General features: G+C 61.2%; 8 protein-coding genes. 3 read left to right on the forward strand and 5 right to left on the reverse strand.

The window, feature by feature from the left end; translation table 11 throughout:
• Positions 1–339: 339 nt before the first annotated feature.
• Positions 340–2,049, reverse strand: coding sequence for a cyclic peptide export ABC transporter (locus GFU70_RS15040; protein WP_153388332.1), 1,710 nt, complete (start codon positions 2,047–2,049; stop codon positions 340–342).
• Positions 2,050–2,083: 34 nt separating this feature from the next.
• Positions 2,084–3,145 (reverse strand): TauD/TfdA family dioxygenase, encoded by a 1,062-nt coding sequence (locus GFU70_RS15045; protein WP_058546105.1) that lies wholly within the window; start codon positions 3,143–3,145, stop codon positions 2,084–2,086.
• Between the two features lie 711 nt (positions 3,146–3,856).
• On the opposite strand from GFU70_RS15045, the gene syrB1 reads away from it, so the two are divergent.
• The 3 genes from syrB1 to GFU70_RS15060 are packed head-to-tail and all read left to right on the forward strand — an operon-like array spanning position 3,857 to position 7,944.
• Complete coding sequence (gene syrB1 / locus GFU70_RS15050) at positions 3,857–5,704, forward strand: syringomycin E biosynthesis L-threonine--[L-threonyl-carrier protein] ligase SyrB1 (RefSeq protein WP_058543101.1); 1,848 nt, start codon at positions 3,857–3,859, stop codon at positions 5,702–5,704.
• A gap of 17 nt (positions 5,705–5,721) precedes the next feature.
• Positions 5,722–6,657 (forward strand): syringomycin E biosynthesis L-threonyl-[L-threonyl-carrier protein] 4-chlorinase SyrB2, encoded by a 936-nt coding sequence (syrB2, locus tag GFU70_RS15055; protein WP_058543100.1) that lies wholly within the window; start codon positions 5,722–5,724, stop codon positions 6,655–6,657.
• A 60-nt stretch (positions 6,658–6,717) separates the two neighbouring features.
• The gene (locus GFU70_RS15060) at positions 6,718–7,944 is read left to right on the forward strand and encodes an alpha/beta fold hydrolase (RefSeq protein ID WP_116642128.1); all 1,227 of its coding nucleotides are present in this window, start codon (positions 6,718–6,720) and stop codon (positions 7,942–7,944) included.
• 522 nt (positions 7,945–8,466) lie between these two features.
• On the opposite strand, the gene GFU70_RS15065 is transcribed toward GFU70_RS15060, so the two are convergent.
• The 3 genes from GFU70_RS15065 to GFU70_RS15075 form a co-directional block, all read right to left on the reverse strand.
• A complete protein-coding gene (locus GFU70_RS15065) occupies positions 8,467–9,078 on the reverse strand; it encodes an aspartyl/asparaginyl beta-hydroxylase domain-containing protein (protein WP_058543098.1) in 612 nt (203 codons plus the stop codon).
• A gap of 155 nt (positions 9,079–9,233) precedes the next feature.
• Positions 9,234–10,604 carry an MFS transporter gene (locus GFU70_RS15070; RefSeq protein WP_153388333.1) on the reverse strand — a complete coding sequence of 457 codons (1,371 nt, stop codon included), beginning with the start codon at positions 10,602–10,604 and terminating at the stop codon, positions 9,234–9,236.
• Positions 10,601–11,557, reverse strand: coding sequence for a cupin-like domain-containing protein (locus GFU70_RS15075; RefSeq protein WP_226920904.1), 957 nt, complete (start codon positions 11,555–11,557; stop codon positions 10,601–10,603). Before GFU70_RS15075 ends, GFU70_RS15070 begins: the two co-directional genes overlap by 4 nt.
• Positions 11,558–11,908: the final 351 nt, after the last annotated feature.

Consider the following 11,908-nt stretch of genomic DNA (forward strand, 5'->3'; position numbering starts at 1 on the left):
ACCTGCTGTTGCTCATGGCCCCGCTTGGCCGAACAGCCAGTTGCAACAACATCACCCACTACACGCGCAAAGAAAAATTTCATACGGTCCTTCTCAGAGATTTGTCAGTGCTGCCCGGGTTGAATGCAACAGGCACGCCTGGCGTTGATGCAAATCCGCGCAAGTAGCCGGCGCGGCGTGAGATCGGTCGAGCGTCGAACGATCGGAGCGTTCTTGCATGGCATCGCCACCCGGCGGGGATGCACGCCTGCCGGGTGGGTCAATGCCAAGCGTTGTTCACGGGTGTTCAGCAGTACTGTCGCGACAGCGCAAGCCGGACGATGAGGCCTGAATGGACATTCAGGCTCGCTTGTCGCGCAGGGCACAGTTGATGTCGGAAACGATCTGGCCATCCGACAGCTTGATGATGCGATCGGCCAGCTGGAAGTACTGGTCGTCATGGGTAATGATCAGCACCGTCTTGCCACGGCGCTTGAGGTCGGGCAGCAGTTCCTCATAGAAGAACTTCTTGAAGGGTGGGTCCTGGTCCGCGGCCCATTCGTCCAGTACGTAGACCGATCGGTCTTCCATGTAGGCGCACACCAGCGCCAGGCGCTTTTGCTGGCCATAGGACAAGGCCTTCAGGGTTGAATACCCCAGTCCTTCGATCTTGATCTTGTCGGCCAGCCCCAGGGTTTCCAGGTACTTGCGCGCCAGCGTCGGGTTGCCGTCTTCTTCGTCGGGGCCGATGAGGCGGTTGAACAGATGGAAATCGGAAAACACGGCGGAGAACAGATCGCGATAGTCGTTGCGACTTGCATCCGTGACAGGCTTGCCATCGAGCAGGATCTCGCCGTCCTGGGGTATGTAGAGGCCGCAGAGAATCTTGGCCAAGGTGCTTTTACCGCAACCGTTGCCGCCGACGATGTAGATCAACTCGCCCGCCTGCACCGTCAGGTCGATGGGCCCCAGGGAGAAACCGCTCTCGGCGTGCAACTCCTGGTAGTGCATGCGCACGGTTTTCAATTCGATGCGACTCCAGGACTTCTTATGTTCCAGCAGATGAACCTTGGGCACGTCGGTCTCGATGGGCTCGGGGTGTGGGTCATTGATCGAGAAACCGAATTCCGAAAGACGCGTAGTGGCCACGCGGCCCGCCGCGAGCAAGGGCATCGCCCCGACCAGCAATGACAACGGGCCCATGATGTACAGCACGGCCAGGACGCTGGCAGTCATGATTTTCGGATCGACGGCGCCGACCAGGGGCGCGGCGAACAGCAGGCAACCGATCAGCAACGACAGCGTGAATTGCCCGACGTTGTCGGCGGCGGTGTACCACAGGCGCTCGACGAAGTTGTAGCGCGCCACACGGGTGGAAGATGCCTCGATGGCCGAGCGACCGAACCAACGGCGCCGCACGCCATTGAGCTTGAGCTCCTTGAGACCGAACACCAGGGCATGGGTGTATTCATTGAACGCGGTGTATTCGTCCCGGACACGGGAGGTGTTCCTGACGCCACAGGAGAAGAAGAACAGATACAGCCCCACCCCCAGGACCATCAGTGAAACCGTCAAGGCCAGCACGACCCAAGACAGATAGGCCAGGTAGCCGATGCCGAACAGAAAGACTGTCGTCTCCACCAGGATCGTGGGCATGATGATCAGCGTGGTATTCAATTGCGGGATGTCGTTGGTCAACATCGTCAGCACATTGGGCGGACCACGCCGATCCACTTCCTCCAGTGGCGTGGCGAGAATCTTGCGACACAGCGCAATGCGCAAGCGCGTCATGATGCGCATGCTGGCGTAGGCCGGGAACAACGCTGCGCCATTGCGCAAGATCAGCGCCGTGGCACTGAGGCCGATGAACCAGTACAGCGCCTGCAGGCGCGAGCCGTCATTGTGGATAGCCTCGTTGATCACGCTCACCACCGCGATGGACGCCACCCCGCTGATGACACCGCAGATCAACGTTAAGAGCGTCAGCCAGGGATGGTTGCGCCACAACAGGCGCATGACCGAGCCCGCCTTGGGCTTCTTCGCTTTCTTCGCTTTCTTCTCTTTTTTCATGGCTTGCTATCCTCCAATGGAGTCGCGAAAGGGCTCACGCCGGTCGCCATACATCGCCCCGGGCAGTCATCTCGCCCATCGCCACCACGATAAGCCGCGGCTCCTCGTAGGGATCGCGAGCGTGGGCGGCCAACATGTTGTCGAGCATCACCACATCGCCCTTGCGCCAGGCGAACCTGACCGCACAGGCCTCATAGGCCTCGCCGAGCAACGCCATGACGTCGTCTTCAATCGGCGTTCCATCGCCGTAACTGACCATCCGTGGCAGGCGGTCGGCGCCGAACATATCGAGCAGGTCTTCGCGCATTTCCTCGCCGAGACAGAACGGATGGTGCAGCTGTACCTGGTTGAAAAAAGCCCGCTCCCCGGTCACCGGATGCTGGATAACCGCCGGACAGAGGGTGCGCACTTGCAGGGTTTCGTCGTCGAGCCATTCGAAATCGGTGCCCTCCTCCCGGCAACGCTGTTCGACCACCGCGCGCTCGGTTGTGCCGAAGAACGACGCCCAGCTCGGCTCGACACCAGCGGTGAAGGTGCGGCTGTACCTCAGGCCCTTTTGTTCGAACCGGGCCACCACTTCCGAGGGCAGGCACCGCAACACTTGGCGGATGTCGGCCAATGGCGTGGCGCCGCCCATCCGGGACGGCTGCTCGCAATAGAACCATTGCTTGCGCGGCCAGCTTTCCAGGTGCGAGCTCTCGTTGTGATACAGGATCATCTCGCGCTCGGGATACGGCGTGGAGCGGTAGACGTTGCGTCCGCCCTCCTTCTTCGGCAGGTCGCCGTAGCTGCCGTGCAACCCAGGCGACAAGGCTTCGGCGAACGCCTCGAAGGCTGGCACCGAGGCGAGGTCAAAACCGCGAAACAGCACCGCACCATGGCGACACAGCAACGTTTCGATGGCTTCACGATGGGTGCTGGCCCACAGCGAAGGATTCAACCCCGGTTCGGCCGGCTCGATCACCACCGGCAAACTCAAACCGTCGGCGAGCAACGACAGCCTGACCGATTCGCCGGCTCCAGGACCTGGCCAGGCAAGCGAATCCGCCATCCCGTCAGCGGACATGACGGGCGAAGCGTCAGTTTGAAGACTCATGAATAACTCCTGAACCACGGATCGTCGGATCCACGTCGCAGGGCCGGACCAATGCGACCCACCATCGGGCAAGGATAAAAACATTGATCGGGGGGGATGTCTGGCACCGCAAACCGGGACAGAGGTTTTGATGGTGGTTACTTAAGCCGTTCCCTGGGGGGGCTGGACTTGCATTCCGAAAGGCCTGGTTTTTTGGTGTGTATATCCGTTTCTTCGGTAACGGCGGCTTAGGGTTGCGCCCTGACGGCGGCTCATTTTTGAGAAGCCCGGAAGCCGGCCCAGTCAAAAGTAAGCTAAACGCTCATGCCTCACCACTTGGCACCTCGCCTAGGCTCGGTGTGCCTGAACGAAGGCATTGCCTCGTGGGCCCGCCGCGAGGCGGCCTGATAGCCGTGGGAGCGAGCCTGCTCACGATGAGGCCAGCAAGCCCAGCATCTCATCTGAACCCTAAACAGCCGTTACCTAAATAACGGATATACACACCAAAACACCAAAGCGAGTAGATACCGGGCCATCTCCATCAATCCACATCAGCCTCGCTTGTCCCCATTTCCCGCGACAGACGCCGACACAAAGTCGGTGCTGAAATGCGCGAGCTGCGAATTGCACAGGTACCGCAAATGATGCCGTGGGTCGCAGCGACGTCTCGAGTACATCGGTTTGCGCAACACGCAAGCACGCTGTGCCTGGCATTTAACAGGAGCGTTAGTCATGCCGATTAAGAACACTGGCGGATCCGTCAACCCCGCGCCAGCCCCCCTCACACCCGGTGCATTCCTGCATGAAACATTCGTCGCCCGGGCCCGTGAATTCCCTGAGCGAACCGCGGTGTCCGACGCTTCTCGCTCATTGAGCTACGCACAACTCGACACGGCTTCGTCGCAACTGGCGGCCAGGCTTCGCCAGGAAGGCGTCCAGGACGGCATGCTGGTGGGGATGTGCCTGCCACGTGGCGTCGACCTGGTCATCAGCCTGCTGGGCATCCTCAAGGCCGGCGGCGCTTACGTCCCGGTCGATCCGCAATACCCCGGCAAACGTGTCGAACACATCGTGCGCGACAGCGGCCTGGGCCTGATGATCGGTGAACTCGCCGACCTGCCGCAAAACGCATCCGTACGCGTCCTGTCCCTGGCCGAGCTGCTGGCCGGCCCGACCCTGCAACCGCTGCCTGGCAACGACCGGCGCAACCCCGACGAGGCCGCGGCCTACGTCATCTACACCTCCGGTTCCACCGGCGAACCCAAGGGTGTATTGGTGGCGCACGGCAACGTCAGCCGCCTGCTGGAAAGTACTCAGCGCTCGTTCGCCTTCACCGAAAACGACGTCTGGTCGATGTTCCACTCCATCGGTTTCGATTTTTCGGTGTGGGAAATCTGGGGCGCTCTCGCCCACGGTGGCCATGTCGCCGTGGTGCCCTACGATGTGTCGCGCTCGCCAAGTGGCACGCGTCAATGGCTGGCCGACCAGGGCGTGACGGTCCTGAGCCAGACGCCATCGGCGTTCCGCGGCCTGGATGAGGCTGACCGTTCTGGCAGTGCGCCCCTGGCGCTGCGCTATGTGGTGTTCGGCGGCGAGGCGCTGCCAGCTACCGTGCTACGCCCGTGGGTTGAGCGCCATGGCGATCAGAAGCCGGCCTTGATCAACATGTACGGCATCACCGAAGCCACTGTCCACACCACCTTCAAACAGGTGCGCGGCCAGGATCTGGAAAGCGCCGCCATGGTGTCCATCGGCGCGCCGCTGGATGGCTGGCGCCTGCACCTGCTCGACGCCAATCGGCAACCGGTGCCGCAAGGCAATGCCGGCGAGCTGTATATCGAAGGCGCCGGTGTCGCCCTGGGCTACCTGAATCGCCCCGCGCTGAACAGCGAACGCTTCGTCCAACTGCCAGGCACCTCAAGCCGTGCCTATCGCACCGGTGACTTGCTGGTGCTGGGGGACGACGGCGAGTACCGCTACGCCGGTCGTTGCGATGAACAATTGAAAATCCGTGGGTTCCGCATCGAGCCGGGCGAAGTCGAGGCGTGCCTGCAAGCCAGCCCGGCCGTAGCCGCCGCCCACGTGGCCGGTCACGATTACGGCGATGGCGACTGGCGCCTGGTCACCTACGTGGTGCCGACCCATGGCGTGGCGGCCTGGACCGAACAGGTGCGCTGCGAAGTGGCGGCGCAGGTGGCTGCGAACCTGCCGGATTACATGCGCCCCTCGGCCTACATCCCACTGGCCGCGTTGCCAGTCACCGACCACGGCAAAATCGACAAGAGCCGCCTACCCTCTCCCGATTTGGCCACTTCGACCGTGGACCATTCCAGCGAACCGGGCCTCACCGAACAGGAGCAGTTCGTGCTCAAGGTCTGGTCGGACGACATCGGCCTGAAAAATATCGGTCTGAACGATGACTTCTTCGACTTCGGTGGCACCTCCCTGGCCCTGATCCGCTCGTTGAGCACACTCAAGGCCCATTACCGGGTCAACCTCGACCCCGGCGTGCTGGCAGACGGCGCGACCGCCAAAGTGTTGGCCGGTTGTATCCAGCGTTCCCTTGTTCAAGCCCATTGATCGAAAAGGAAAAGCCCATGAGCAAAAAATTCGCCTTGACCCCGGAAGAACGTGCGTCCTTTGAAAAGAACGGTTTCATCGGACCGTTCGACGCCTATTCCCCAGAAGAAATGAAAGAGACCTGGAAACGCACCCGCCTGCGCCTGCTCGACCGCAGTGCCGCGGCGTACCAGGACCTGGATGCGATTTCCGGCGGCACCAACATTGCCAACTACGATCGCCACCTGGACGACGAATTCCTCGCCAACCACATCTGCCGTCCGCAAATCTGCGACCGCGTCGAAAGCATCCTCGGCCCGGACGTGCTGTGCTGGCGCACCGAGTTTTTCCCTAAATACCCAGGCGACGAAGGCACCGACTGGCACCAGGCCGACACCTTCGCCAATGCCTCGGGCAAACCGCAGATCCTGTGGCCGGAAAACGAAGACTTCGGCGGCACCATTACCGTCTGGACCGCCTTCACCGACGCCAACATCGCCAACGGTTGCCTGCAGTTCATTCCCGGCACCCAGAACAGCATGAACTACGACGAAACCAAGCGCATGGCCTACGACCCCGATGCCAACAACAGCTCGGTGGTCAAGGATGGCGTGCGGCGCGGTTTCTTCGGCTACGACTATCGCCAGCTGCAGATCGACGAAAACTGGAAGCCCGATGAAGCCTCTGCCGTGCCGATGCAGATGAAGGCCGGCCAGTTCATCATTTTCTGGTCGACCCTGATGCACGCCTCCTACCCCCACAGCGGTGAGTCCCAGGACATGCGCATGGGCTTCGCCTCGCGTTATGTACCATCGTTCGTGAAGATCTACCCGGACTCCGACCACATCGAGGAATACGGTGGACGTATCAGCCTTGAAAAGTACGGCGCGGTGCAGGTCATCGGCGACACGACACCTGAATACAATCGCCTTGTCACCCACACCACTCGAGGCAAGAAGTTCGAAGCCGTCTGACCTTTTCAATGCCACATGACAGTTGGCATGCGCAACGTGCCTGACAGGAGTCCCCAATCCATGACTATTTCCACCGACGCAGCGACGCGCCTGTGTGAGACCGTGAGGATGCTTAGGCACCTTGCCATCCATTTGCCCAATCCGATCTGCCTGAGCTTTCTGGCCCAGGGCAATGACGTGGCCCCCGACCAGGCCTCCTCCAGCGTGAGAGCCACGGAACGCGCGGTCAGCACCGCATTCGCCAGGATCGGCGTCAAAGCCGTGCAGTACGTGCATGACGGCGAGGCCCAGCTGTCGTCTTTCGAGATGTTCATCAGCAAGAAAATCTGCCAGGCCCTCGAGTTTGCCTATGACCACTTCGACGACGTCGACAGTGCCAAGGATTTCGGGCGCCTGGTCAGACACTTCGATTTCAGCGGTGCCGTGCCCGAGGTCGAGACACTGCACCTGATTACCCGCGACAACGTGGCGCTGTCGGTCCATGCCAGCACCGATCGAAATCGCCCGGCCATCGTCCTCGCCCTGCCCTGCGGCATGCCGTTCGACCTGTGCCGCGATTGGTTCAATGCGCTGAGCGAAAGGTTCTTCGTGGTCACCTGGGAAACCCGTGGGCTGTTCGGTTCCTGCACCTCGTTCGACCAGTTGTCCGTGGACACCGATGCCCAGGTGGGCGACCTGATCAATGTGATGAACCACTATGGCCTGGAGAACGCGCACCTGATGGGTATCTGCGGTGGCGCGGTGATCGCCCTCAGCGCGGCCGCCACCCACCCCGACCGGGTCAATTCCCTGAGCCTGTGGCACGGCGATTACAACCTGGGGGACAACAGCCTGCGCACTGCCCACCAGCAGAATTTCGAATGGCTGATGGAGTCGGCCGCCGTGGACCGCAACGAGGCCAGCGACCTGCAGGCGTTGTTCCTGGATCAGGCGACGCTGGCGACCATTCCGGACTCCATCGCCCATGCGGCGCTCTATCCCTATGTCAACGAAGAGTTGTTCTATCGCTATGCGCGACTCAACGATGCGCTGAACAAGACTGAGCTGAGATCACGATTGGAACAGATCAGCGTGCCTACGCTGGTCGTCGCTGGCGACTGCGATGAAACCACCCACCTTGGTGGTTCCAAGCACATTGCCGAGTCCATCAGTGATGCCTTGTTGCATGTGGAGCGTAATGGCAGCCATTTGGCGTTCTTCGAGTCGACCCTGGTTTCGAAGCAGACTGCTTTTCGTTTTCTGGAGTCGGCGCTTGTATCGACGGTGGGATCGGCTCATCTGGCGTGAGGCGAACCCTGGGGATTGGTGGCTTGCGCATTTCGATTTGTGTGTATATCCATTGCTGCGGTAACGGCCACTGACGGCTCCGCTCTTGCAGCGGGTCACTTTCGAAAAGCGCGAAAGCCGGCCCAGTCGAAAGTAACCAAAGCGCTTTTGCCCCGCCCCAGATCAACGTCCTCCCCGAGGCGGCCTGATAGCCGACCGGACTCTTCCGGTCGTACACCCATCAGATATCAGATCTGTGGGAGCAAAGCTTGCTCGCGATGGCGATGGCTCGGTCGATGAAGATGTTGGATGTGCCGGCCTCTTCGCGAGCAGGCTCGCTCTCACAGGGAGACTGGGGTGCACATGAATTTTGTGTCCGCTGAAAATCCAGTGTGGGAGCAAGCTTGCTCGCGATGGCGGTGGCCCAGTCGATGAAGATGTCGGATGTGCCGGCCTCTTCGCGAGCAAGCTCCCACAGGTCTACCAATAACCATCAATCCCGTGGGCACCGCAAATCATTCCAAGGTACGAGCGCGGTCAACATCAAGCAACCATATGCTTCTCACGATGGAACTCAAGATACAACACCGTCCGGTGAGCCCTGGACGCATTGACCGCAAAGTGGTCCAGGGACCCATCGAAAATCACCAGATTGCCATTGGTGCTCTGGTTGAAACTTCCGTTGACGTTGAGGTAGGCATAGTTCTGCGTGGTAGGCGCATCGATGGTCAGTTGCATATGCAGCAGCCCCTCCTCCCAAGTGCCGGTATGAGAGTGAGTACCGAGGAACACATTGGGCTCCATCCGCAACAAAGCGCAAAGCTTGATACCAGGAATCTTGCTCAGCAGTTCGATAGTCCCGGGCATGGCATCGCGGGCGTAGGGGATCGGAGTGTCGTAGGCCACCAGACCGTATTGGGTCCACTCCGGCATGATATCCATGTCATCACCCCATCCCCAGAGCCAGCCATACTCCCCCCCAGCCGCCATGTGAGCGTCGATCTCCTCGACGATCTCGGCGATCTGCTTGCCCACGCGGTTGATCGTCAGGGTCGGCGCATTGAGGGCCAGAAATTCCTCGCGGATCACTTCCCAGTTGTCGGCCAGGTGCTTGAGTTGCGGAAAACGGCAGGGATCATAAAACGACGGGCGCATAGGTACTCCTTTTATTGAGGTTGTCGATTCCGCTGGCAAAGCCAGATGGTCCTGTCCGCCGGCTGCTTGGGGCGTAGCAGGAGAGCCTGCCAAGGGTGACGCAGCGGGCGTGGCCTGTCTGTCACGGGAATCAGGTACACCGGGGTCAACCGGCATTACAGGGGCTCGACCTGGGGGTCTTCGATCATTCGCGGGGCGGCCATCGGCGCTGGCGGCTCGTCCAGTCGACGCATCGGTCCGTAGAGCAAGACGCTCAATGGCAGCAACGCGAACAATCCGCCGGCCACCACGAACAGCAGCCCCACGCCACGCCCCGGCCCCACGCCCAGCCAGTGCCCGATCGAGTCGGCGTAAAGGCCGCCGGGCATCAGTGCCGGCTGGAACCAATGATCCACCAGGAAACCGCCGATGATCACCGCCAGGCTGGTGGTGGCGATGGTCAACATGCTGATCAACGCAAACACGCTGGCACGGTTATCCGCAGGGATCCTGCGCATCCATAGTGAGTTCACGCTGGCGTCGGCAATGCTCGCCATGGTGATCGCGACAAAGGCCAGCGCGCAGTAGGCGAAAGCCTGCGAGACCAGCCCCAAGGCGACGATACAGGCTGCCAGCAACAGATCGGCCACCGCTACCAGCACCATCAACCGACGTGGATTGCCCATCGAAATCAGCAGTCCCGCGCCAGCGAGGCCGCCCAGCGCCGCCCAAGTATAGGCCATCCCCAAGGCTTGACTGCCCAGGGTCGACAACAGCAACGGCGTCATCATCAAGGTAGCCAGTGACAACAGCGCCATGCGCATCATGGTGTAGACCAGCAGCCCGGCCATCAGCCGCTGGGCGACAAAGAACTTCAGCGCCGCGGCGACATTCCCCAGTGCCCCGCCGAACACCGTGCCTTTTGGCGCGTCGTCCTCGCGCCCCGGCGCCCCTCGTACATGGGAGAACGCCTTGATCACCAGCAAGGTGCCGGAGCAGAAGGTCATCAAGTCCACCGCCAGGATCGTCACCAGCCCGGCACTGGCCATGATCGCCCCCGCCAGCAGCGGCGCCACCAGGGCCGAAGCATTCTTGCTGATACTGATCAATCCCGAGGCGCGGGTGAACTTGTCGGGCGCGACAATCGTACTGACAGCCGCCTGATAGGCCGGCTTGCGAAAGGCGCCGACAATCGACGCCAGGCAATTGAAAATGTACAGGTGCAGCGGTTCCAGGCGTTCGAACCAGAGCAACGCCATGACACCCAGGAGCAACACCGCCAGGGTCACATCGCAACAGACAATGATCACCCGGTGGCTGATCCGGTCGGCCAGGCCACCCGCCAAAGGCAGGAACAGCACCGCCGGCAGTGTCGCCGCCAGCACCACGTTGGCGAAGGCCACCGCCGAACCGGTGTGGTTGTACACCCAGACGCCCAGGGCGAATTCCATCAGCGCCGTGCCCACCAGCGCCAGCGACTCGCCGCACCAGAGAAAATAGAAACCGCGCCCCAGGTCAAAACCCCGGCGGCCGCTCCCCACGCTCATGGGCGCACATCGCGAGGCGTGACGACACCGATCAACTTGTCCAGTAGCCGATAGGCCAGAGAATAGAGCACCGCGCCAAACACCAACGGCGCAAAACGGGAAAACAGATAGGTCCGCAACACCCGCCTGGCGATGGGCGAGCTGATGTTGCCACTGACGTGCAAGGGCGTCGGGAACGTCGCCGCGACGGTGGCGCCAAATTCATCGTCCATCGACTGCACGGCGTGCCACCAGTAGACCGGGATGTACAACGCATCCCCCGGTTCCACCACCGTGCGCAACGCCCGCAACGCGCGAGTGCCCGGGAAGCGCCCGGTGTCGATGTCGTACAGGTAGCCGGCCTCCTCGATCACCGGGCGCAAGGCCCGCCAACTGGCTTCGTCCGGTGGCAACAACAGTACCTCCTTGGCGCCGACGACTTGGGCCATGAAGGTTTCATCGACGACATGGAAATGCCAATCGGTATAAGAGTTGCGGTACAGGAAGCTGCGATGGGGCGGATAGTGCCGGGACTTGCCCAACTGCGGCATGAACGGTAACCCACCGACGTCTTCCTTCATCTGTTCGATGGCCGAGCCTTCGGAGAACCGGCAACTGTCGGCCACCAACGGCGTATCGCCCTCGCTCAGGTCGTCGAGAAACTGGTGGAACGGCACTTCCCGATAGACCGTGTTGGCGTACTCGGTCAGCTCGGCCTTGACGTGTGGATTGGACCAGCCGATGACTTCGGAAACGATCTGCGAGCGCACCACCACCGCACTATTGCGCGAGTGCGCCTTGAGGTAGTCCAGGTGCTGCCATTTGTGAAAAGCCGGCCAATGCCGTACCGCATTCTTAACCAGGCAGGGACGGTTGCGATTGACGTAGCGGCGAGTGAATTCCTCTTTGGAAATCGCCAGCGCATCGATCACATCGACCGCACCTGCCTGCGGGTGATTGGGAAAGCGGGACAAGCTCCAGAACTTCGTCGCTGGGCGGTCTGATTCGGCGGTTAATGGCATTTTCGACCCTCGCAAGCACACTCAGGGCCGTTGGTATAACAGACTCGCGCGACCACGCCCAAGCGCCGCAAAGCCGCGCTCCGCGCTGTTGTCCCTGCTTCCCATGACAGACATCCCAAGGCGGATGCTCTAATTTTTTCTCACTTTGTGAAGGGATGTCAGGCGCAGCCGAACGGCAGATCGGGACCCTCGACGGCTCGCACCGCAGCCTTCGCCACCCCGTCGCCCCAACGCTTAACACCACCCCCGATGTCCTTCTCCACGGCTATTGATTCCGCCGACTGGCAGTCGTCCACGCCTTCA

Source organism: Pseudomonas brassicacearum, from assembly GCF_009601685.2.
Taxonomy (GTDB): domain Bacteria; phylum Pseudomonadota; class Gammaproteobacteria; order Pseudomonadales; family Pseudomonadaceae; genus Aquipseudomonas; species Aquipseudomonas kilonensis_B.

Coding starts and splice junctions, on each gene's coding strand:
- GFU70_RS15040 (WP_153388332.1), bottom strand. CDS start 2,049: ATGAAAAAAGAGAAGAAAGCGAAGAAAGCGAAGAAGCCCAAGGCGGGC.
- GFU70_RS15045 (WP_058546105.1), bottom strand. CDS start 3,145: ATGAGTCTTCAAACTGACGCTTCGCCCGTCATGTCCGCTGACGGGATG.
- syrB1 (WP_058543101.1), top strand. CDS start 3,857: ATGCCGATTAAGAACACTGGCGGATCCGTCAACCCCGCGCCAGCCCCC.
- syrB2 (WP_058543100.1), top strand. CDS start 5,722: ATGAGCAAAAAATTCGCCTTGACCCCGGAAGAACGTGCGTCCTTTGAA.
- GFU70_RS15060 (WP_116642128.1), top strand. CDS start 6,718: ATGACTATTTCCACCGACGCAGCGACGCGCCTGTGTGAGACCGTGAGG.
- GFU70_RS15065 (WP_058543098.1), bottom strand. CDS start 9,078: ATGCGCCCGTCGTTTTATGATCCCTGCCGTTTTCCGCAACTCAAGCAC.
- GFU70_RS15070 (WP_153388333.1), bottom strand. CDS start 10,604: ATGAGCGTGGGGAGCGGCCGCCGGGGTTTTGACCTGGGGCGCGGTTTC.